The sequence below is a fragment of the Streptomyces sp. KR80 genome (assembly GCF_052245555.1).
Lineage (GTDB): Bacteria > Actinomycetota > Actinomycetes > Streptomycetales > Streptomycetaceae > Streptomyces.
Genome location: NZ_JBQQCD010000024.1, coordinates 51,257 through 72,603 on the forward strand (window position 1 = coordinate 51,257; position 21,347 = coordinate 72,603).

The 21,347-nt window shown below is 71.9% G+C and carries 17 protein-coding genes; 4 read left to right on the forward strand and 13 right to left on the reverse strand.

The features are described from left to right. Nucleotides 1-75: 75 nt before the first annotated feature. The gene (locus tag ACTWQI_RS26150) at nt 76-1,161 is read right to left on the reverse strand and encodes a prephenate dehydrogenase (RefSeq protein ID WP_443274203.1); all 1,086 of its coding nucleotides are present in this window, start codon (nt 1,159-1,161) and stop codon (nt 76-78) included. Further along, nucleotides 1,158-1,520, reverse strand: coding sequence for a chorismate mutase (gene aroH / locus ACTWQI_RS26155; protein WP_443274204.1), 363 nt, complete (start codon nt 1,518-1,520; stop codon nt 1,158-1,160). The genes ACTWQI_RS26150 and aroH overlap by 4 nt, the downstream gene beginning before the upstream one ends. 123 nt (nt 1,521-1,643) lie before the next feature. Here aroH and ACTWQI_RS26160 point away from each other — a divergent pair, with 123 nt between their 5' ends. Next, complete coding sequence (locus ACTWQI_RS26160) at nt 1,644-2,006, forward strand: DUF952 domain-containing protein (protein ID WP_443274205.1); 363 nt, start codon at nt 1,644-1,646, stop codon at nt 2,004-2,006. Between the two features lie 51 nt (nt 2,007-2,057). On the opposite strand, the gene ACTWQI_RS26165 is transcribed toward ACTWQI_RS26160, so the two are convergent. From ACTWQI_RS26165 to ACTWQI_RS26205, 9 genes are all read right to left on the reverse strand, one after another. Beyond that, on the reverse strand, nt 2,058-3,155 hold the full coding sequence (locus ACTWQI_RS26165) for a pseudouridine synthase (protein WP_443274206.1): 1,098 nt from the start codon (nt 3,153-3,155) through the stop codon (nt 2,058-2,060). Continuing rightward, entirely contained in the window at nt 3,155-3,868 is a 714-nt protein-coding gene (gene scpB / locus ACTWQI_RS26170; protein WP_443274207.1) for an SMC-Scp complex subunit ScpB, read from the reverse strand. The genes ACTWQI_RS26165 and scpB overlap by 1 nt, the downstream gene beginning before the upstream one ends. Next, nucleotides 3,865-5,340 carry a segregation/condensation protein A gene (locus tag ACTWQI_RS26175; protein WP_443274208.1) on the reverse strand — a complete coding sequence of 492 codons (1,476 nt, stop codon included), beginning with the start codon at nt 5,338-5,340 and terminating at the stop codon, nt 3,865-3,867. Before ACTWQI_RS26175 ends, scpB begins: the two co-directional genes overlap by 4 nt. A 131-nt stretch (nt 5,341-5,471) precedes the next feature. Next, the gene (locus ACTWQI_RS26180) at nt 5,472-6,143 is read right to left on the reverse strand and encodes a hypothetical protein (RefSeq protein ID WP_443274209.1); all 672 of its coding nucleotides are present in this window, start codon (nt 6,141-6,143) and stop codon (nt 5,472-5,474) included. Beyond that, on the reverse strand, nt 6,128-7,246 hold the full coding sequence (locus ACTWQI_RS26185; protein ID WP_443274210.1) for a ParA family protein: 1,119 nt from the start codon (nt 7,244-7,246) through the stop codon (nt 6,128-6,130). The genes ACTWQI_RS26180 and ACTWQI_RS26185 overlap by 16 nt, the downstream gene beginning before the upstream one ends. Nucleotides 7,247-7,647: 401 nt before the next feature. After that, on the reverse strand, nt 7,648-8,763 hold the full coding sequence (ald, locus tag ACTWQI_RS26190) for an alanine dehydrogenase (RefSeq protein ID WP_443274231.1): 1,116 nt from the start codon (nt 8,761-8,763) through the stop codon (nt 7,648-7,650). 133 nt (nt 8,764-8,896) lie between these two features. Next, nucleotides 8,897-11,029, reverse strand: coding sequence for a tetratricopeptide repeat protein (locus ACTWQI_RS26195; protein WP_443274211.1), 2,133 nt, complete (start codon nt 11,027-11,029; stop codon nt 8,897-8,899). A gap of 195 nt (nt 11,030-11,224) precedes the next feature. Then, entirely contained in the window at nt 11,225-11,872 is a 648-nt protein-coding gene (locus ACTWQI_RS26200) for an NUDIX domain-containing protein (RefSeq protein ID WP_443274212.1), read from the reverse strand. A gap of 77 nt (nt 11,873-11,949) precedes the next feature. Then, complete coding sequence (locus ACTWQI_RS26205; protein WP_443274213.1) at nt 11,950-13,602, reverse strand: CTP synthase; 1,653 nt, start codon at nt 13,600-13,602, stop codon at nt 11,950-11,952. Nucleotides 13,603-14,070: 468 nt separating this feature from the next. On the opposite strand from ACTWQI_RS26205, the gene ACTWQI_RS26210 reads away from it, so the two are divergent. Further along, a complete protein-coding gene (locus ACTWQI_RS26210; protein ID WP_443274232.1) occupies nt 14,071-15,888 on the forward strand; it encodes a glycoside hydrolase family 15 protein in 1,818 nt (605 codons plus the stop codon). 10 nt (nt 15,889-15,898) lie between these two features. On the opposite strand, the gene ACTWQI_RS26215 is transcribed toward ACTWQI_RS26210, so the two are convergent. Next, nucleotides 15,899-17,080 carry a glycoside hydrolase family 64 protein gene (locus ACTWQI_RS26215; protein WP_443274214.1) on the reverse strand — a complete coding sequence of 394 codons (1,182 nt, stop codon included), beginning with the start codon at nt 17,078-17,080 and terminating at the stop codon, nt 15,899-15,901. Between the two features lie 156 nt (nt 17,081-17,236). Here ACTWQI_RS26215 and ACTWQI_RS26220 point away from each other — a divergent pair, with 156 nt between their 5' ends. Continuing rightward, nucleotides 17,237-18,280, forward strand: a complete 1,044-nt coding sequence (locus ACTWQI_RS26220; protein WP_443274215.1) for a LacI family DNA-binding transcriptional regulator — start codon at nt 17,237-17,239, stop codon at nt 18,278-18,280. Between the two features lie 294 nt (nt 18,281-18,574). Then, nucleotides 18,575-20,194 (forward strand): PucR family transcriptional regulator, encoded by a 1,620-nt coding sequence (locus ACTWQI_RS26225; protein WP_443274216.1) that lies wholly within the window; start codon nt 18,575-18,577, stop codon nt 20,192-20,194. A gap of 2 nt (nt 20,195-20,196) precedes the next feature. Here ACTWQI_RS26225 and ACTWQI_RS26230 read toward each other — a convergent pair whose 3' ends face one another. After that, on the reverse strand, nt 20,197-21,327 hold the full coding sequence (locus ACTWQI_RS26230; protein ID WP_443274217.1) for a glycosyltransferase family 4 protein: 1,131 nt from the start codon (nt 21,325-21,327) through the stop codon (nt 20,197-20,199). Nucleotides 21,328-21,347 lie beyond the last annotated feature (20 nt).

Consider the following 21,347-nt stretch of genomic DNA (forward strand, 5'->3'; position numbering starts at 1 on the left):
CAAGGTTACTGGCTGCCGGGACCGCCCCGCACCGAGCCTCTGCTGGGGGCTCCCAGCGGTAGCTGGGGGGACGGCCTACTGCCGGATCGACCAGCCCCGTTCACGCAGGGCGGCGGTCAGAGCTGGCGCCGCCGACGGCACCACCATCAGCTGGATCAGGCCGGCCTGCTGCCCGGTCGCGTGCTCGATCCGCACGTCCTCGATGTTGACCCCGGCGCGGCCGGCGTCCGCGAAGATCCGGGCCAGCTCGCCGGGCTGGTCGCCGATGAGGACGGTGACGACCTCGTACGTCGCCGGGGCTGCGCCGTGCTTGCCCGGCACCCGCTCGCGCCCGGCGTTGCCGCGCCGCAGCACGTGCTCGATGCCCGAGGCGCCGTCCCGCCGCTTGTCCTCGTCGGCCGACTGGAGGGCGCGCAGCGCCTGCACCGTCTCGTCGAGGTCGGCGGCGACGGCGGCGAGGATGTCGGCGACGGGGCCGGGGTTCGCGGACAGGATGTCGATCCACATCGAGGGGTCGGAGGCCGCGATCCGGGTCACGTCCCGGATGCCCTGCCCACACAGCCGTACGGCGGTCTCGTCCGCGCTCTCGAGCCGGGCCGCGACCATGCTGGAGAGCAGTTGCGGGGTGTGGGAGACCAGGGCCACCGCGCGGTCGTGGGCATCGGCGTCCATGACCACCGGCACGGCCCGGCACAGGGCGACGAGCTCCAGGGCGAGGTTGAGCACCTCGGTGTCGGTGTCCCGGGTGGGGGTCAGCACCCAGGGCCGCCCCTCGAAGAGGTCGGCGGTCGCGGCGAGCGGCCCGGAACGCTCGCGTCCCGCCATGGGATGCGAGCCGAGGTACCGGGTGAGATCGCCGCCGAGGGCCTCCAGCTCGCGGCGCGGGCCGCCCTTGACGCTGGCGACGTCCAGGTAGCCGCGGGCCACGCCGCGGCGCTGGGCGTCCGCGACGGTCGCGGCGACGTGCGCGGGCGGTACGGCGACGATGGCCAGGTCGACGGGGCCGTCCGGCGTCTCATCGGTGCCGGCGCCGAGCGAGGCGGCGGTACGGGCCTGGGCCGGGTCGTGGTCCGTGAGGTGGACCTGGACACCGCGCCCTGCCAGGGCCAGGGCGGCGGAGGTGCCGATCAGGCCGGTACCGATGACGAGAGCGGTTCTCACTGGGCGATGTCCTTGCGGAGGGCTGCGGCGGCGCCGAGGTAGACGTGGGCGATCTCGGATTTGTCGAGTGAGCACTCGACGTGCGCGAGGACGCGGATGACGCGGGGCATGGCGCCCCGCACGTCCAGCTCCTGGGCGCAGATCAGCGGCACGTCGACGATGCCGAGCTTGCGGGCGGCCGCCGCCGGGAAGTCGGCGTGGAGGTCGGGGGTGGCTGTGAACCAGACGCTGATCAGGTCGTCGGCGGTGAGCCCGTTGCGCTCCAGGACGGCGGTGAGGAGTTCCGCCACGCGTTCGTGCATGTGCCCGGACTCGTCCCGCTCCAGCTGGACGGCCCCGCGCACCGCTCGTACCGCCACCTTGTCGCTCCCTCGCCGCTCTCGCCCACCGGCTCCCGTGCTGCTGATCCGACCAGCGTAGTCAGCGCGTCGGCCGGTCCGCCGGGGCGACCGCTCTGCGAGACGTCCGGTAGAACGTTGCGCATGATCTTCCATGTGGTGCCGCTGGACGACTGGCTGGCCGTGCCGGACCGCCCGTATGCCCCTCCGACGCTGGGTGAGGAGGGCTTCATCCACTGCTCCCCCGATGAGGCCACCACCCTCGCCGTCGCGGACACCTTCTACCGGGACGCCGTCGGCCCTCTGATGGTGCTGATGATCGACGAGGAGCTGCTGGACGCCCCGGTCCGCTGGGAGTCGGCGACCTCCCCCGCCCCGCCGGGTTTCGGACCGGGTGCACTGTTCCCGCACGTGTACGGCCATATCAACCGGACGGCGGTGGCCGGGATGCTGGAGGTCCAGCGGGACGAGGACGGCCATGCGGTCGGCCTCGCGGTCTGGTCCTGAGGACCGGCGCGGGGCGGCCTGCCGGCCCGACGGAGGAAACCGGCGGGGAGACTACAGATCGACCTCGCGCATGAGCATCCCGACCTCGGTGTTGGTCAGGCGGCGCAGCCAGCCGGACTTCTGGTCGCCGAGGGGGATCGGGCCGAAGCTCGTCCGCACCAGCTTGTCCACCGGAAAGCCCGCCTCGGCGAGCATGCGGCGCACGATGTGCTTCCGGCCCTCGTGCAGGGAGACCTCGACGAGGTAGTTCTTGCCGGTGTTCTCCACGACCTTGAAGTGGTCGGCCCTGGCATAGCCGTCCTCGAGCCGGACGCCGTTCTTCAGCTGTTTGCCGAGGTCGCGCGGGATCGGCCCCTGGATGGCTGCCAGATAGGTCTTCCGGACGCCGTACCGGGGGTGCGTGAGGCGGTGGGCAAGCTCGCCGTGATTGGTGAGCAGGATGATGCCCTCGGTCTCGGTGTCGAGGCGGCCGACGTGGAAGAGCCGGGTCTCGCGGTTGGTGACGTAGTCGCCCAGGCACTGACGGCCGTCGGGGTCTTCCATGGTGGAGACGACACCGGCGGGCTTGTTCAGCGCGAAGAACAGGTACGACTGGGTGGCCACGGTCAGCCCGTCGACCTTGACCTCGTCCTGCTCCGGGTCGACACGCAGACCCTGTTCGGTGACGACCTCGCCGTTTACCTCGACGCGCCGCTGGTCGATCAACTCCTCGCAGGCCCGCCGGGAGCCCATACCGGCCCGGGCGAGGACCTTCTGCAGCCGCTCGCCCTCCGGCTCGCCGAACGTCTTCGGGAGCTTGATCTGCGGCTTGCTGTGGCGGGCGCGGTTGCGCTCCTCGATCTTGGCGTCGAGCTCCCGGGGACGGGACGGGCCCTGCGGCCGTCCGCCGCGGCGAGCGTCGCCTGCCTTGGCACCCTCGGGGCGCTTGGGGCCGCCCTTGGCGCCGCCGCGGGCCGCCGCTCCCCGGCTGCCGCCGCCGGCCGGCTTGCCCGAGCCGCCGCCCGTACGGCCGGAGGACTCCCCGACGTCGTAGCGGCGCTCCTCAGGACGGGGACGGCCCGAGCTCTTCTGCTTGCCGCCGCGCTGTCCGCCACCCGCCCCCCGGGGATTCCGGTTGCCGCTTCCGCTGTTCCTGCCGCTGCTTCGCATCAATGTTCCGTCTGAGAGTGGCCGCTGTCGTCTTCGTCTGCGTCCGGAGCATCCGGATCGAACGACGGCACCCCTTCCTGGGACTCGCCCTCGACCGCGTCCACCTCCGGGAGGAACGGCGCGAGCTCGGGGAGCTCGTCCAGGCCGCGCAGGCCCATCCGCTCCAGAAAGTAGTTCGTCGTCCTGTACAGGATCGCACCTGTCTCGGGTTCCGTGCCCGCCTCCTCCACCAGTCCGCGCTGAAGGAGCGTGCGCATGACGCCGTCGCAGTTCACCCCGCGTACGGCCGAAACGCGGGACCGGCTGACCGGCTGGCGATACGCGACCACGGCCAGGGTCTCCAGCGCGGCCTGGGTGAGCCGGGCGTGCTGACCGTCCAGAACAAAGCCTTCGACGGCGTCGGCGTATTCGGTGCGGGTGTAATAGCGCCAACCGCCGGCCACGAGACGCAGGTCGAAGCCTCGACACTGGGTCGTGTACTCGTCCGACAGCTCGCGCAGGGCGTCGGCGACGGCCCGACGCGGGCGCTGAAGGACCTTGGCGAGGTGCTCCTCGGTGGCCGGCTCGTCGACCACCATGAGCACGGCCTCCAGGGCGGGCTTGAGCTCGAGCTCGGCGACTGCGGAGGTCCCTGCGGGGGGTGCTGGGGCCGCGGGGGCCGCCTCCGGTTCCTGCGGCTCGTACGACACCTCTGGCACGTCGTCGCTGCTCATGCCTTCTCCATCTCTTCGGCCTTCTCGGCCTCTTCCGCGCGCTCGCCGGGGACCTGGTCGAACTCGTCCGTGACCATGGGCTGCCGGTCTTCGCCGCCGGTCCAGCGGACCATCAGGGAGCCGAGCGCCTCCTCCTGGTCGAGTACGACCGCGCGCTCGCGGTAGAGCTCGAGCAGGGCGAGGAAGCGGGCGACGACGGTGAGGGTGTCGGCGGCGTCCTCGGTGAGCGCCTGGAAGCTCGCCTCCCCCGCCTCCCGCAGCCGGGCGATCACCACGGCGGCCTGCTCGCGCACGCTGACCAGGGGCGCGTGGATGTGATCAACGTAGACCTGCGGCTTGGGCTTGGGCCGCATCGCCTTGACGGCGAGCTTCGCGAAGCCCTCGGCGCCGATGCTGATGGCGACCTCGGGGAGCAGCTCCGCGTGGTGCGGCTCCAGGCCGACGGTCCGGGGATGGCGACGGGCCTCCGCGGCCAGCCGGTCGTTGAAGATCTCCGCGATCTGCTTGTACGCGCGGTACTGCAGCAGCCGCGCGAACAGCAGATCGCGAGCCTCGAGAAGCGCGAGATCCGCCTCGTCCTCGACCTCCGCGGCGGGCAGCAGGCGTGCCGCCTTGAGATCGAGCAGCGTGGCGGCGACGACGAGGAACTCGGTGGTCTGATCGAGGTCCCAATCCGGGCCCATGGCGCGGATGTGCGCCATGAACTCGTCGGTGACCTTGGAGAGCGCGACCTCGGTGACGTCGAGCTTGTGCTTGGAGATGAGCTGCAGCAGCAGGTCGAACGGCCCCTCGAAGTTCGCCAGCCGCACGGTGAATCTGCCACCGGCGTCCTCGCCTTCGCCACCCCCGCGGCGCCCGGCGTCCCCGGCCTGGGGACCTCCGCGGCTCCCGGCGTCGATGCCGTCCCCGGGGCCCTGGCGCACCCCCACCTCGGCGTCGTCCCCGCCGACGAGCTGGCCCATCTGCTGGTCCTGCACGGCAGGCGAGTCGCCGTCGGCGGCTCCCCGCTCAGTGGCCGCGACGTGGCCTGCGGGGGCCGGCTGTCCGGCAGAGGCGGCGTCCGTCGCCTGTGAAACCCGGCCATCCTCCTCGACGTCATGAGCCGCCGACCGTCCAGGGCGGTCGGCGGTGCCGGTCTCGCCAGCCGATCCGTGACGCGGCGCATCGCCGCTCTCCCCTCCCGCGGGCGAACCCGCAGCATCCGCCTCCGCGGCGAGCGGGGGCGCGGCGGGAACCGGGTCGTTGCGCTCGACCGCAGTCGGCAGGGGCGCATCCCCCACGGCCGCAGACTGGCGGCTCGCCGCAGGCTCATCACCCGGAACCGACCGCCCATCCCGCCCCGACAAGTCGTCCTCGGCAAGCGGCACCGGACCCTCCGCGGCAACGGCCCCCGCAGCGAGCGGAGTCGTGCCGGGGCCCCGGCCCAAGGCGCGGCGGCGGGACTGGGGCGCAGGGGCGTCGTCTGTCGGCATCACGGTCCATGGTGCAGGGTTCCGGGCCGGAGGCCACGGACGGGGAGCCGGGCCGGTCACCAGAGCACGGCCCGCGAGTACGGCAGGTTACCTCCCCCGGTCCGTGGCGTGGGGGATCCCGGGGCCCCGGGTCAGCGCCCGCGCAGGCGGCGGACGAGGATGCTCGCGTCGCCGCGGGACTCCAGGTCGGCCAGGACCACCGCGACCGCCTCGCGGACGATGCGGCCACGGTCCACGGCGAGGCCGTGCTCGCCGCGCAGCACCAGCCGCGCGTGTTCGAGGTCCATGAGCTCCTCTGCGGAGACATAGACGGTGATCTTCTCGTCGTGGCGTTCCCGGCCACTGGGGCGTCGGCCCGCCGTACGGGAGCGGCGCCGGGTCTGGCCGGACCCGGACCCGGATCCGGCCGCCGTCGCCGACGGCGTCGAGCCGACCGCCTGCCGGGGAGCGGGCGGCTGCGCGGCGGCGCCCGGGCGGTCCTTCGCCGGGCCGCCCTTGGGCCGGCCCTGTGCCGGCGCCCGCACCTCCGCCGCTTGGTCCTCGTCGTTCACCCGCCCGCTGTGCTCGGCGCCATCCGCGCCCTCGGTGTCGTCCGCGGCCGACTCGTCCCCGCCCGACGGCGTGCCCGCCGCGTGCGCTGCCGAGCTGTCGGACTCGCCCGCAGGGCCGGGCACGCGCGCGGCCGCCGGCGTCTCTCCATTGGGGTGCTGTCTGGTGGACCCCGGAGACGACGCCTGGAGCGCCATCCCTCCCGTGGTGCGGAACAGTTCGTCGGCGCCCGGGATACTCACTCGGCGTGACACCGGGCGAGCACCTCCCTGGCGAGCTGGCGATAAGCGGCGGCACCGACGGAGTTGGAGGCGTACGTCGTGATCGGCTCGCCCGCGACGGTGGTCTCGGGGAAGCGGACGGTACGGCCGATCACCGTGTGGTAGACGTGATCGTCGAACGCCTCGACGACCCGCGCCAGGACCTCGCGGCTGTGCACCGTACGGGAGTCGTACATCGTGGCGAGGATGCCGTCGAGCTCCAGCTCGGGGTTGAGCCGCTCCTGAACTTTCTCGATCGTCTCGGTGAGCAGCGCGACACCGCGCAGCGCGAAGAACTCGCACTCCAGCGGCACGATCACCTTGTGCGCCGCGGTGAGCGCGTTGACGGTGAGCAGGCCGAGCGAGGGCTGACAGTCGATGACGATGTAGTCGTAGTCCGCCATGAGGGGCTTCAACGCCCGCTGGAGCGTGGACTCCCGGGCGACCTCGCTGACCAACTGGACTTCCGCCGCCGACAAATCGATATTGCTCGGCAGCAGGTCCATGTTCGGGACGGCCGTCTTGAGGAGCACCTCGTCGGCCGACATGCCCCGCTCCATGAGGAGGTTGTAGACCGTCAGGTCGAGTTCCATCGGGTTGACTCCGAGCCCCACGGACAGTGCGCCCTGCGGGTCGAAGTCGACCAGCAGCACCCGGCGCCCGTACTCCGCGAGCGCGGCACCCAGGTTGATGGTGGAGGTCGTCTTCCCGACCCCACCCTTCTGGTTGCACATCGCGATGATCTTCGCGGGGCCGTGGTCGGTCAGCGGACCCGGGATCGGGAAGTACGGCAGCGGCCGGCCGGTCGGGCCGATGCGCTCCCGGCGCTGGCGGGCGGCGTCCGGGGCGAGCGTGGCCGCGTACTCGGGGTCGGGCTCGTACTCCGCGTCGGGGTCGTAGAAGTGCCCCTCGGGCAGGTCGTCGTAGTCGGCGATACGGGTGGCGGGGTCTGTACCGCTCTGGTCGCCGGCCATGGCGTTCACGTGATGGCCGTCCATGCTCTGGTGGGCTGTCATGCTCTGGCGGGCTGCGAAGGTGTGGACAGCGACGGAGCCGACAGCCTCGAATCCCGAGGAACTCTGGCCCCGCGCAGGCATCCCCGGTTGACCACCCGCGGGAGTAAATGTCGACTCATTCACAAGTCGTCTTACCTCCTTGGATGTAACCAGGAAACTTATCGATAGGTCAGCGTGACACCATGCCGACGGTTGGCGACTCTATGGCGTGTCGACGCCTCACAGCAACACAATCCACCGGACCCGGCACGATGTGTCGGCAACCGAACAGCCTGCTGTCAAGGGTGCAAGGACCGCAACACCGATGTTTCACGAGTGTGCGAAAGGGTTAAAGGGTTACGTTCAAGGCGAGTTGACAATGCGCCGGGAAACGACGGAGACGTGTCCGGCCGGACCCTGATGGACAAGGTCCGGCCGGACACGCGGTGTTGGCGATGTTGACGACATGCGTTGACGCGTTCTCGGGGTGACGCCCCGAATACTCAGCCGAGGAGCGCGCTCAGCTCGACGGAGGCCAGGCCGTGCGCCTCGGCCACCGGTCCGTAAACGACCTGCCCATCATGGGTGTTGAGCCCCCTGGCCAGGGACGCGTCGAGCCGCAGCGCCTCCACCCAGCCGCGGTTGGCCAGCTCCACGATGTACGGCAGCGTGGCGTTGGTGAGCGCATACGTGGAGGTGTTGGGCACCGCGCCCGGCATGTTGGCGACGCAGTAGAAGACCGAGTTGTGGACCCGGAACGTCGGCTCGGCGTGCGTCGTGGGGCGGGAGTCCTCGAAGCACCCGCCCTGGTCGATGGCAATGTCGACAAGCACACTTCCCGGCTTCATCCGGGACACGAGCTCGTTGGTGACCAGCTTCGGCGCCTTGGCACCCGGGATGAGCACCGCGCCGATGACGAGGTCGGCGTCGAGAACGGCCTTCTCCAGCTCGAAGGCGTTGGAGACGATCGTCTGGATCTTCGCACCGAAGACCTTGTCGGCCTCCCGCAGCTTGTTGATGTCCTTGTCGAGCAGCGTGACCCGGAAGCCCATCCCGATGGCGATCTGCGCGGCGTTCCAGCCGGAGACCCCGCCGCCGATGACGACGGCCCTGGCCGGGGGCACACCCGGGACGCCGCCCGGCAGCACGCCGCGCCCGCCGGCCGAGCGCATCAGGTGGTACGCGCCGACCTGCGGAGCGATCCGGCCCGCCACCTCCGACATCGGAGCGAGCAGCGGCAGTGCGTGGTTCGCGGTCTCCACGGTCTCGTACGCGATGGCGGTGGTGCCGGACTCCAGCAGGGCGTCCGTGCACGCGCGCGAGGCGGCGAGGTGCAGGTAGGTGAAGAGCGTCTGGTCCTTGCGGAGCCGGTGGTACTCCTCCGCGATCGGCTCCTTGACCTTCAGCAGCAGGTCGGCGGTGGCCCAGACCTCGTCGGCGGTGGGCAGGATGGTCGCGCCGGCGGCGACGTACTCCGCATCCGGGATGGAGGAGCCCAGGCCGGCGCCCTGCTCCACGAAGACCTGGTGGCCGTTGCGGACGAGTTCGAGCACGCCGGCAGGGGTGATGGCCACGCGGAACTCGTTGTTCTTGACCTCGCGGGGGATGCCGACCTTCACGTCGATCACGGTCCTTGCTGGTTCTGGGAATGCGGATAAATCCAGCATGCGACTGCATACCGGCTGCCATCGATTCAAACCGTGGCGCGCCCAGTCTATTGAAGGATGTCGCGCTGTCTAGCCTTTCAATGCATCAACCTTCGGAGGAACCACTACGGATTTCGTAGGTGGAGCCTGGTGTATCACCGAGAAGTCGCTCCACGGCGTCCCGTTGCAGCCGTGCGGCGGCCGGGTCTCCGAGCCGGTCGAGGGTGTCCGCCATCCGCAGCTGCACCGCCGCCTGAAGCCGCCGGTCCCCGGCCTTCCTAGCCCAGGAAACGGCCTCCTCGCAGGTGCGCAGCGACTCCTCGGGCCGCCCCGCGTACTCCTGCACCCTGGCCATCTCGCTCAGCGCCCGCGCGCAGCCCTGCCGGTCGCGCAGCCTGCGGTGGCCCGCGGCGGCGGCCCGCCAGTTCCGCAGCGCCTCCCCCCAGCGCCCGGCCTGGCCGTGTACGGCGCCCAGCCGCTCGTACAGCCGCGCCTCCTCGGCCAGCTCTCCGCGTCCGAGTCGCAGCGCCAGCGCCCGCCCGTACCAGTCCGCGGCCCGCTGCCAGTCGCGCAGCTCCTGGTACGTCCCGCCGAGGGACTCCAGTGCGCGGCCGGTGAGCAGCGGGTCCCGCGCGGAACGGGCGGCCTCCAGCGCACCTCGGTAGCGGTCGAGCGCCTGGCCGGTCCGTCCCACCGCGGCGTCGAGGTCGCCGAGGTTGAGCAGCGCCGCGGCCTGCTCCGTCCGCAGGCTTCGCCGCTCGGCGACGCCGAGGGCGAGCCGGTACAACGGATAGAGCTCGGGCGCGGCGGACTCCTCGCCCCGGTGGGCCAGCAGCGCCCGGGCGAGGGCGGAGATCAGCCGCCGTGCCTGGGTGTCGAGTTGACCGTCCTCGACGCCCGCCTCCGCCGCGGCGAGCAGCATCGGAAGCCGCGAGTCGAGCCAGCTCGACGCGGCGTCGGGAGACGCGAAGCGCAGCGCCCGCGGGAGTCCGGCCAGCCGCTTCCGGGCCGGAGAGTCCGCGGGTTCGGCGGTCGCCCGGCAGGACTGCAGCTGGCGTACGGTCCGCTCCAGCATCCGGGCCCGGGCGAGCAGCATCTCGGTGGGCTTCTCCTGTGCCTCCAGCACGGTGCGCAGCAGCGGCGCCAGACAGCCCGGCACCCGGTACTGCGGGGGCTGCACCGCTGCTCGGGTCACCGCAGGCTCCGCCGCGGGCGCCGCGGTCCGCTCGCCGCGCGCGTCGAGGGGGCGCAGCAGGCCATGGGCGGCCAAGCCGTCGAGCGTTGACCGGGCGGCGGTCAGCGAGCATCCGGCCAGCGCAGAGGCGATGTGGGCGTCGACCACACCGGCGGGCGCGAGGACCAGCAACCGCAGCACCCGGGCCGCGGGCTGCGGCAGCGACTCGTGCGCCAGGCGGAAGGCACGCGCCAGCGGGCGGCCCCCCGGGGTGTGGCCGCCGTCCGCTGCCGGCAGGGCGCGCAGGCGCTGCGCCACATCGGCGACCGACGCCTTGGGGCGCGCCGCGAGCCAGCCGCCGACGAGTACGACGGCGGCCGGCTGGCCACCGCACTCCTCGACGAGGGACTCCGCGGCACGCGGGTCGACAGTGATCCGGGTCCGGCCGGCGTAACGGGCGAGGAGTTCGACGGCGGCGCCGGTGTCGAGACCGCCGAGGGTGCACGGCCGTACGTCCGGCACCCCGGTCAGCGGGCCCTGCGAGGTGGCGAGGACCAGGCAGTCCGGGGCGTCGGGAAGCAGCGAGTGGACCTGCTCGGGATCCGCGGCGTCATCGAGGAGCAGCAGGGTCCGGCTCTCGGCGAGGGCATCCCGGAGAACCTCGGTGAGCTCGTCCTCGCCGGCGCCTGGGGCAGCCGTGACGCCCAGCGCATCGAGCAGGTCGCGGGCGGTGCGCTCGGTGGGCACCCGCTGCCCCGCGGGAGTGGTGAGCCGGGCGAGCAGCACACCGTCGGGGTACTCCCCCGCCAGCTGCCGGGCGAACTCCTCGGCGAGCGCCGTTCGTCCCGAGCCGGGCCGGCCCGCGATGAGCAGCACCCGGGCGCGGGCCCCCTTGCGACCGGAGAGGGTGTCGAGGCCGGTTCGGGCGATGTCCTCGCGCAGCGCGGTGAGCTCGCGAGTCCGCCCGAAGAAGCGGCCGCCGGTGGCGGGGGCAGGCGCGGTGGTAGGGGACCCGGCCCGGCCCGGCCTCGCCCGCCCCCCGGTGTCCACCGCCTGATCCGTCACGGGCACGCTCCCGTCCGCCTACGCACCAGCCCGCCGCGGCTGCGAACGGGAACGGTCCGAGCGTAGTTCACCCCATGCGACGGGCCATGCCGTGCAGGGCGGTCGCACGGGGTGAAGATCACCGCATCGGATCACCGGCCGGGCCCAGGGGAACCACGCCGGCGACCGCTCGCGGCGGCGTTTCTTCTGCCGGGGCTACGACTCGAAGGGACGGGCCGGCCAGGGGGCGCCGGCCGGGCGCAGGGCGTCGACGCCGTCCCCGGCGCGCGCGGCGATGACCGAGAGGACCCCCACCACCAGGCAGTTGTTGTGCAACTCGCCCGCCAGAACACCCCGTACGAGGTCCTGGAGCGGAACCCGGGCGAGCTCCATGTCGGCCTCCTCCTCGGACACCTCGAAGCGCTCGCCCTCGACGGCGGACAGATCGCGGGCGAGGAAGATCCGTACGGCCTCGTCGCAGCCGCCCGGCGTGGTGTAGACGTCGGTCAGGACCCGCCAGTCCTCGGCCTTGACATGGGCTTCCTCGTAGAGCTCGCGCTGCGCGGCGTGCAGCGGGTTCTCGCCGGGCACGTCGAGGAGCCCGGCCGGGATCTCCCAGAGCTTCTGGCGTACGGGGTGGCGGTACTGGCGGAGCACGATGACGCGGTCGTCGTCGTCCAGGGCGAGGACCGCGACCGAGCCGGGGTGGGTCTGGTAGTCGCGGGTGACGACGGAGCCGTCCGGCATGACGACCCGGTCCGTGCGGACGCCGGTCTTGTTGCCGGTGAACGGGGTGGAGCTGTCGACGACCTGCCACTCCTCGAGGGAGTCGTGCAGGTGCCGGGGCTCGTGGTGCTCGCCCATGGGTGGGAGACCTCCGCGGAAACGATGGTGCCTGAGTGCGGGCCGTCTGCCGCCCGCACCCAGGCCAACCGTATCGGTCAGGCCTGAACGCCTGTGCGGCGCGCACCCTGCCGTCGCGCGACGGCCGCCTTCACCAGGCCCGCGAAGAGCGGGTGGGGGCGGGTCGGGCGGGAGCGCAGCTCCGGGTGCGCCTGGGTGGCGACCAGATAGGGATGCACATCACGCGGGTATTCGACGTACTCGACCAGCTTGTTGTCCGGCGAGGTGCCGGAGAAGATCAGGCCGGTCTTCTCGAGCTCGCCGCGGTAGGAGTTGTTGACCTCGTAGCGGTGCCGGTGGCGCTCCTCGACGTACGGCTGGTCGCCGTAGACCTCGCGGACGATGGAGCCCTCCGCCAGCTTGGCGGGATACATGCCGAGCCGCATGGTGCCGCCCATGTCGCCCTCGCCGGCGACGATGTCGAGCTGCTCGGCCATGGTGGAGATCACCGGGTGGCCGGTGGCCGGTTCGAACTCGGTGGAGTTGGCGTCCTCGATGCCCGCGAGGTTGCGCGCGGCCTCGATGACGATGCACTGCAGACCGAGGCACAGACCCAGCAGCGGGATCTTGTTCTCTCGGGCGTAGGTGATGGCCGAAACTTTGCCGTCGACACCCCGCTCGCCGAAGCCGCCGGGGACGCAGATCGCGTCGACGTCGGCGAGCTGCCGCTCGGCCCCCGCCGCGGTCTTGCAGTCGTCCGAGACCACCCACTTGATCTTCACGCGGGCGTTGTTGGCGAAGCCGCCCGCGCGCAGCGCCTCGGTGACCGAGAGATAGGCGTCGGGCAGGTCGATGTACTTGCCGACCAGACCGACCGTGACCTCGTGCTCGGGCTGGTGGACCCGCCGGAGCAGGTCGTCCCACTGGGTCCAGTCGACATCCCGGAACGGCAGGTCGAGCCGCCGGACCACGTACGCGTCCAGGCCCTCGCCATGCAGCACCTTCGGGATGTCGTAGATCGACTTGGCGTCGATGGCGGCGACCACCGCGGACTCGTCGACGTCGCACATGAGCGAGATCTTGCGCTTGATGGACTGCGGGACCTCGCGGTCGGCACGCAGCACGATCGCGTCCGGCTGGATACCGATGTTGCGCAGCGCCGCCACCGAGTGCTGGGTCGGCTTGGTCTTCAGCTCGCCCGACGGGCCGATGTACGGGAGCAGGGAGACGTGGACGAAGAAGACGTTGTCCCGGCCGACCTCGTGCCGGACCTGGCGTACGGCCTCGAGGAACGGCAGCGACTCGATGTCGCCGACCGTGCCGCCGACCTCGGTGATGACGACGTCCACGTCGTCGGTGGCCATGCGGCGGATGCGGTGCTTGATCTCGTTGGTGATGTGCGGGATGACCTGCACCGTGTCGCCCAGGTACTCACCGCGCCGCTCCTTGGCGATCACCGTCGAGTAGATCTGCCCCGTCGTGACGTTGGCCGAGCCGTCCAGGTCGACGTCGAGGAAGCGCTCGTAGTGGCCGATGTCCAGATCCGTCTCGGCGCCGTCGTTTGTGACGAACACCTCACCGTGCTGGAACGGGTTCATCGTGCCAGGATCGACATTGAGGTACGGGTCCAGCTTCTGCATCGTGACCCGCAGCCCACGGGCCTTGAGCAGCGCGCCCAGGCTGGAGGCCGTGAGCCCCTTGCCGAGCGAGGAGGCGACACCCCCGGTGACGAAGAGGTGCCTGGTCGTCATGGATTTGGGCGGCAGTGCCAAGAGGGGGCTCCCGTGGTCGCGAGGTCGTCTGCGGGTCGGCCTTACCCTGGTTCAAGATGGTTCCGAGGGGATGCCGTCGCTGCGGTTCGGGGGAGCCTTCACCTCGGGTGGGGCCCACCGGTCCACGGGCTACCAGGGTATCAGCGACGGGGCGAGACCGCTTCAGGCCACACACCGCCCACCGCAGCCGGCGTGGGCGGGGACCCGAGCCCGGCTTCGGGTGTGGAAGGGGGCCCGAACGGTCCTCACCAGGAGCTCGCTCATCCGGATCAGACGCCTTGCGAAGAGGGGCGCGCGGATCACCGGGGGGCGTCGTATCCTGCTCGGACACATCAGCGAGCACGCCCGGCACGGCACCACCCCGCCCTCCCCCCGGAACAAGAGCTCGTCAAAGTTCCCATGACCGAAGGACGCCCTGCTGGGGCGACCGAGGCCGTTCGACTGGAGATGCACGTGGCCGGGCGTATCGAGGATTACGCACTCGTCGGAGATATGCAGACCGCTGCCCTCATCTGCCGTGACGGCACGGCGGACTGGCTGTGTCTTCCGCGCTTCGACTCGCACTCCATCTTCGCGGGACTGCTCGGCACCGACGAGAACGGCTTCTGGCGGCTGGGGCCGGCCCCCCTCCCCGGCCGGGAGGGCACCGAGGCGCCCTCCGCAGATCGGCGCCGGTACCGGGACGACTCGCTGGTGCTGGAGTCGGAGTGGGACACCCCGCGCGGCACGGTGCGCGTGATCGACTTCATGCCGCCGCGCGACGGGGCCCCGCAGCTGATCCGGATCGTGGAGGGCGTGAGCGGCCGCGTCCCCATGCGGTCGGCGCTGCGGATGCGTTTCTCGTACGGCTGGGTGGTGCCGTGGGTGCAGCAGCTGGAGGGGCGCACGGTCGCGGTCGCCGGACCCGACTCGGTCTGGTTCGACACCGAGGTCGAGACCCGCGGCGAGGACCTGACCACTTACGCGGACTTCACCATCTCCCCGGGCGAGCGAATCGCCTTCACCATCAGCTGGCAGCCCTCGCACAAGCAGCCGCCGCCGCTGCCGGAGCCGGAGACCTCGCTGGAGGCGACCGAGGACTTCTGGCGGGAGTGGGTCGAGCAGTGCACCTACCACGGCCCGTACCGGGACGCGGTGGTGCGCTCCCTGATCACGCTGAAGGCGCTGACGTACGGCCCGACCGGCGGCATCGTCGCGGCGCCCACCACGTCGCTGCCGGAGGAGATCGGCGGCGTCCGGAACTGGGACTACCGCTTCACCTGGCTGCGCGATGCGGCGATCACCCTGTCGTCCCTGCTGCGCACGGGATACCGGGAAGAGGCACGCGCCTGGCGCGAGTGGCTGCTCCGGGCGGTCGCCGGTGATCCGGAGAACCTGCAGATCATGTACGGGATCGCCGGTGAGCGGGAGCTGGGCGAGACCGAACTGCACTGGCTCCCGGGCTACGAGGGCTCGAACCCGGTCCGGGTCGGCAACGGCGCGGCGGGACAACTGCAGCTCGACGTGTACGGCGAGGTCACCGAGGCCCTGCACCTGGGCCATATGACGGGTCTGGCGCGCAACGACTACGCCTCCCTGCTGCAGCTGAAGCTGATCGGCTACCTGGAGAACCACTGGGACGAGCCGGACGAGGGCATCTGGGAGGTCCGCGGTCCGCGCCGCCACTTCGTGCACTCCAAGGTCATGGCGTGGGTCGCGGTGGACCGGACGGTGAAGCTGATCGAGTCGGGCGATGTGGACGGGCCACTGGAGCGGTGGCGCGACCTGCGTGACGAAATTCACCGCGCGGTCTGCGAGAAGGGTTACGACAAGGAGCGCAACACCTTCACCCAGTACTACGGCTCGAAAGAGCTGGACGCCTCGCTGCTGCTGATCCCGCAGATGGGCTTTCTGCCGCCGGACGACAAGCGGGTGATCGGCACGATCGAGGCCATCCAGCGGGAGCTGGGCACCGAGGAGGGCTTCGTCATGCGCTACTCGACGTCGGGCAGCAAGCCCGGCGTGGACGGGCTGACCGGGGACGAGGGGGCATTCCTGGCGTGCTCGTTCTGGCTGGCGGACGACCTGGCGATGATCGGGCGGGTCGACGAGGCGCGGCGGCTCTTCGAGAAGCTGCTGTCGGTGCGGAACGACCTGGGGCTGCTGGCCGAGGAGTGGGACCCGCGGCTGCAGCGCCAGGTCGGCAACTTCCCGCAGGCGTTCAGCCACGTGCCGCTGATCGACACGGCACTGCGGCTGACCGCCTCGGGAGCGTACGGGGGATAGCGGGCCGGGCTCAGAACGGCGTCAGCGTGAGCGTGAGCCGCTTCGGGGCCCCGTCCTCGATGTACGACGCGAAGCCCGCGACGTCGTCGAAGGCGAAGCCGTAGGCCCTGCCGTCCTCCGAGTGCGCGTGCATGGTCTTCGCGTAGTGGTTGGTGAGCTTGGGCCGGTAGAACCCGGCGGGATCGGTGGTCGGCTGGGCGGCCTGGTCGTGCAGGGTGCCGCGGTTGAGTGCGGCGCCGAGGATCGCGGCGACCGGGCCGGTGATCTCGTCGTTCGGCGCGGCCAGGGCACCGTCGCAGAAGAGGACGTCACGGGTGGACGGCTTGTCGAAGGACACCGAACCCGGGCCGGTGAAGGACAGCTTCCCGCCGCTGACCCGGCCGGTGAACTTGCCCGCGTTGGTGGTGACGACCAGGTCCTTGCTCTCGTAGGTGCGCCACACCTCGTCGATGTAGGGCGCAAGGTAGTCCTTCGAGAAGCGTCCGGCGGCCATGCCGTGGCCGGGGGCGATCACCCGGCGGTCGTCGACGACCAGCCGGGAGAACGCGTCCTGGTCCGCGATGTCGGAGAAGATCTTGGCGCGGGCGCCGTCGCGCAGGGTGCCGGTCGTCTGGTCCTTCGCCCCGGTGAGGTGGATGGCCATGGGGACGCTGAACATGTCCACCATGGTCGTGTTGCAGAACATGCCGCGGTCGTTGTACGTGAACTCCGCGCAGTCGTGCAGGACCTCGTAGTTGGGGTCCGACTCCACCCAGCCTGCCGGATACGCCAGGGCGGCGTTGCCGTTCCCGTCCTCGACGGCCTTGAACTTCAGCTTCTTCCCGAGCGCGGTGTAGATCCGGCCGGACAGGAAGGGCAGGGTCAGCGTGGTGTCACCGCTGCCGGAGAGCGGGATGGCGTAGTCGGTGAAGCCGTCGGAGCCGTTGTCCGAGAGCGTCACCGGCTTGAGCTCGCCCTCGGGCGTGACTCGGACCTGCCGCTTGCCGTCGTTGCCGACGATGTAGAGCCATATCGATGAGTTGGCGTACTCACCGGTCTTGTTGGAGAGGGTGAGCGGCAGACCCGCCGCAGGCTGTGAGGCCCGCGCCGAACCGACCGCCAAAGCGGCTCCGATGCCGGCCGCGGCACCCGCCGCGAGTCCGAGGGCCTTGCGGCGGCTGATCACGGGGCTGGCCCGGTGATTCGTGCTCATGGTTCACTCGCTCCTCTTCAAGGTGGGGGGTGAGGAGAGGGACTGTGGTGCGGGTCCCTGGGGGGAGAGAGCATGATGGGAGCGCTCTCATAGCTGTGACCCAGCAGATTGCCCACCACAGGAGGTAGCGTCAAGCCCTCTGTGAAAGAAAAGGAGTTGGACGTGTCCGTTCCCCGTCCCACGCTGGAAGCCGTCGCCGCGCACGCCGGGGTCTCCCGTGCCACTGTGTCGCGCGTGGTCAACGGCAGCGCGGGCGTCCGTGCGTCGGTGCGGAAAAAGGTGCAGCAAGCCGTCGCCGACCTCGGATATGTCCCGAACAGCGCGGCCCGCACCCTGGTGACCCGGCGCACGGGCGCCGTCGCCGTCGTCATCGCGGAGCCGGAGCGGCGAGTCTTCTCCGACCCCTTCTTCGCCCAGCAGCTGCGCGGCATCAGCCGCGAACTGTCGGCCAGCGATACCCAGCTGCTGCTGATGCTCGTGGAGAATCCGAAGGACTACGAGCGCATCGGCCGCTATCTCTCCGGCGGGCATGTCGACGGGGCGCTGATGTTCTCGCTGCACCGCGACGACCCGCTGCCGTCGATGGTCGCCGCCTCCCGTCTGCCCACCGTCTTCGGCGGGCGGCCCGGCTGGGCCGACGCCGACCGCGACCCCGACCTGCTCTACGTCGACACCGACAACCGGGGCGGGGCCCGGCAGGCCGTGGCGCACCTGCTCGAGCGCGACCGGCGGCGCATCGCCGTCATCACCGGTCCGCTCGACCAGACCTCCTCGCTCGACCGCCTCGACGGCTACCGCGACGCGCTCGGCGTCCCCGAGCCCGACCCCGCGCTCGTGGCCCTCGGCGACTTCACCGTGGAGGGCGGCGAGCGCGCCATGACCGAACTCCTCGACCGTGACCCCGGCCTCGACGCGGTGTTCGCGGGCTCCGATCTGATGGCGTCGGGTGCGCTCCGGGCCCTGCGGGCACGCGGGCGGCGCGTACCGCAGGATGTCTCCGTCGTCGGCTATGACGACCTCGAGCCCGCCGCCTGGGCGGACCCGCCGCTCACCACGGTCCACCAGGACGTGGAGGAGATGGGCCGCATGATGGCCTCCCTCCTGCTGCGCCGCCTCGGCGCGGCCCCGCCGGAGGCGGACGACGCGCCGCTCGCCCCGGTCGTCACGCCGGCCCGCCTGGTCGTCCGCGCCTCCACCTAACCCCTGCGCCAGCGGCGCGGTCCGCTCCCGCCGCAGGCCGACAGCGCCTTCGCGCTCTGCGGGGTTGCGGTCTCGTGGGCGCCTACGGCCCGGTGGCCAGTTTGGCCCACCCTCCCCCAGCTACCTCCCCCAGCTAACGCTGGGGGTGCCCCCAGGGAGGTGCCCCCAGCCCCGCGGAACGATTGCCCACAAACCGGCTGCGGCGCCCGGCCCGTACGGAGGGCGGGGTCCGGGGCCGGCCCCCCGGGAGGGGGAGCCGTGCACGTCACAGGCGCGCGCGGTAGCGTCCGCGTCATGGAAACGCAGGCCGGGATCACCGTGCGGAGGGCGCTCGAGCTGCCCGCGCTCCGCCGCGGACTCCCGGAGGTCGTCGCGTCGGAGGAGCACCTGGACCGGCCGGTTCGCTGGGTGCACGCGGGCGAGGTGCCCGATATCGCTTCCCTCCTCAAGGGCGGGGAACTGCTGCTCACCACCGGCCTCGGACTCGGCACCCGCCCGGCCGAGCAGCGCGGCTTCGTCCGCAGGCTCGCCGACCGCGGCATCGCGGCGCTCGTCGTGGAGCTGGGCGGCCGGTTCACGGAGCTGCCCGCTCCGCTCCTGGACGCGGCGCGCTCCTGCGGTCTCCCGCTCGTACAGCTGCACCGCCAGGTGCCCTTCGTGACCGTCACGGAGGAGATCCACACCGAGATCGTCAACGGCCACTACGCGATGCTCCGCAGCGCGGAGGAGGTCCACCGGCGCTGCACCGATCTGCTGCTGCGGGGCGGCGGAGCGCCGGATGTGCTGCGACTGCTGGCGGACTTCGCGGGCAATCCGGTCTTCCTGGAAACCCCTGACGGGCAGTTGCTGTACGCGGCCGGGCGGAGCGATGCCGCGGACCCGGTACAGGTGTGGGACGGTCTGCGCCGCCAGCGCTCCGGACGGGGCTCCGAGCCGCCGGCGACCGGTGTGACCGTGGACATTCCCGGCGGCGGGCCGGGCCCCGGCTCGGTACGGGCCCGCTTGGTGATCCTGCCGGTCGACGGCACCCTCGCGCCGGTTCACCGGATAGCCGCGGAGCGTACGGCCGGGCTGCTCGCCGTGGTCCTCATGCAGGCCCGCCAGGAGGAGGAACTGGCGGCCCGCGGCCGCGGCGACTTCCTCACCGACCTCGCCGAAGGCCGGACCGCGCCGGAGGACGCCCCCGCACAGGCCCGCGTACTGGGCTTCCGTCCGGTCGGCGAACTGCTGCTGCCGGTGGTCATGCGGCTCCCCGCCGAACTGATCCCGCCGGGCGACTGGGCGGTGCTGGTCCGCGCGGTCCAGGAGGAGACGACGACGATCGGCTTGCCGGTGCTGCTGGGCGTGCGGCCGGTGGAGGGCCGCGTTCCGCTGCTGGTCGGCCTGCGCTCGGAGTCGGAGCGGTCGGCCGCGGCCGACCGGGTCGCCGCCGCGCTGCGGGCAGGTGTCGAGCGGGCCGGTCTCGAACGCGCCGGGGCACCGCCGCCCGCGGTGGTCGTCGGCGTCGCCGGGGACTGGACGAGCGCAGGTCCGGGCCTGCGGCACGCGGCGGAGGCGGCTGCCGCGGCCCAGGGGCTGCCGCAGCGGCCGTGGCACGACGCGCGGCGGCTGGACATCGACCTCCTGCTGTGGCGCCTTCGGGAGCATCCCGATCTCGCGGCCTTCGTGGACCGCGCGATCGGCCCGCTGCTCGCCCACGACCGTTCGGCGCGACCGCTGCTCCTCCCGACGCTGGAGGCGTACTTGGCGCACGCGGGCCGCAAGGCGGAGACGGCGCGGGAGCTGCATCTCAACCGCCAGACGCTCTACGACCGGCTGGCCCGCATCTCCCAGCTCCTCGCCACGGACCTCGACGATCCCCAGGTGGTCCTGACCTTGAATCTCGCGCTCCAGGCGCGACGTCACACGCTCTGACGTCAGCGCTCGGTGAACTCGTCGTAGACGCTCAGAACTTGGGCCACCGTGTCGTCCTCGGTCGGCCAGGTCGCGGCCTGCGCCCGCCCCTCCGCCGCGAGCCGGAGCCGCCGCCCGGAGTCGCCGAGCAGTCCGTGGACCGCGTCCGCAAGAGCCGCCGCATCCCCGTACGGAACCAGTTCCGCGGCGTCGCCGACGAGTTCCGGGACACCGCCGACGGCGGTGGCGACCAGCGGCACGCCGGTACGCAGGGCCTCCTGGGCGAAGAGGGCGCGGGACTCCCAACGGCTCGGGAGGACCGCGACATCGGCCGCAGTGAGCAGGACCGGCACGTCCTTGCGGCGGCCGAGCAGCCGCACCGGCAGATCCTCGGCGTCGATGCGCTGCTGGAGTGCGGCCCGTTCGGGCCCCTCGCCCGCGATGGCGAGCAGCGGCGGGGGCTCCAGGGAGCGCCAGGCACGTGCCGCGTCGAGCAGCGTCGCATGCCCCTGCGACGCTTCCAGCCTGCCGACGGTGAGCAGCAAGGGCCGGTCCGCGGCTCCCAGTTCGACGCGCAGTTTGTCGCGCGAACCATCGTCCTGGTCGTCGATGACGACGATCGGCCGCGGCCCGGGGGCGGGTACCGCGACCGGCGCGAACCTGGCATCGCGCGCCCCTCGACGACGGGCGCGGTCCACCAGTTCGGAGGACGTACCGAGCACGACGGCGGCGGCCCGGGCCGCCCGGCGTTCCATGAGGCGCACCAGATGAGCCCGCGCGCCCTCGGCGTGCGCCCGGGTGTGCCAGGTGACGACCAGTGGCGTACGGCGTCCGCCCAGCGCCAGGGAAGCCCGTACCGCGGCACGCAGCCCGTGCGCGTGGACGAGGTCCGCTCCCGCGCACGCCGTCCGCAGCGCCGCCACGGCAGCGGGATCCGTCCGTGCCGCGGCTGGTGCGAAGCACGCACCGGCGCCGGTGAAGTCGTAGGCGTGCTCAGCGGCGTACGGGGCGCACACGGTCACGTGTACGCCCCGGGCGACGAGCCCGGCCGTCAACGACCGGACGTGCGCGCCACTGCCCGAACTGCCGCGCCCCACCACCTGGACGGCGTGCAACGTCGACTGCCCCTGCGGCGGGACCGGTGTACTGCTCACGCGGGTGGAGCTCCTGATCG

What these genes read in the sequence shown, in the direction of transcription:
- ACTWQI_RS26160 (WP_443274205.1), top strand. Translation starts at nt 1,644, where the DNA reads ATGATCTTCCATGTGGTGCCGCTGGACGACTGGCTGGCCGTGCCGGAC.
- ACTWQI_RS26165 (WP_443274206.1), bottom strand. Translation starts at nt 3,155, where the DNA reads ATGCGAAGCAGCGGCAGGAACAGCGGAAGCGGCAACCGGAATCCCCGG.
- scpB (WP_443274207.1), bottom strand. Translation starts at nt 3,868, where the DNA reads ATGAGCAGCGACGACGTGCCAGAGGTGTCGTACGAGCCGCAGGAACCG.
- ACTWQI_RS26175 (WP_443274208.1), bottom strand. Translation starts at nt 5,340, where the DNA reads ATGCCGACAGACGACGCCCCTGCGCCCCAGTCCCGCCGCCGCGCCTTG.
- ACTWQI_RS26185 (WP_443274210.1), bottom strand. Translation starts at nt 7,246, where the DNA reads ATGCCTGCGCGGGGCCAGAGTTCCTCGGGATTCGAGGCTGTCGGCTCC.
- ACTWQI_RS26200 (WP_443274212.1), bottom strand. Translation starts at nt 11,872, where the DNA reads ATGGGCGAGCACCACGAGCCCCGGCACCTGCACGACTCCCTCGAGGAG.
- ACTWQI_RS26205 (WP_443274213.1), bottom strand. Translation starts at nt 13,602, where the DNA reads ATGACGACCAGGCACCTCTTCGTCACCGGGGGTGTCGCCTCCTCGCTC.
- ACTWQI_RS26210 (WP_443274232.1), top strand. Translation starts at nt 14,071, where the DNA reads ATGCACGTGGCCGGGCGTATCGAGGATTACGCACTCGTCGGAGATATG.
- ACTWQI_RS26215 (WP_443274214.1), bottom strand. Translation starts at nt 17,080, where the DNA reads ATGAGCACGAATCACCGGGCCAGCCCCGTGATCAGCCGCCGCAAGGCC.
- ACTWQI_RS26225 (WP_443274216.1), top strand. Translation starts at nt 18,575, where the DNA reads ATGGAAACGCAGGCCGGGATCACCGTGCGGAGGGCGCTCGAGCTGCCC.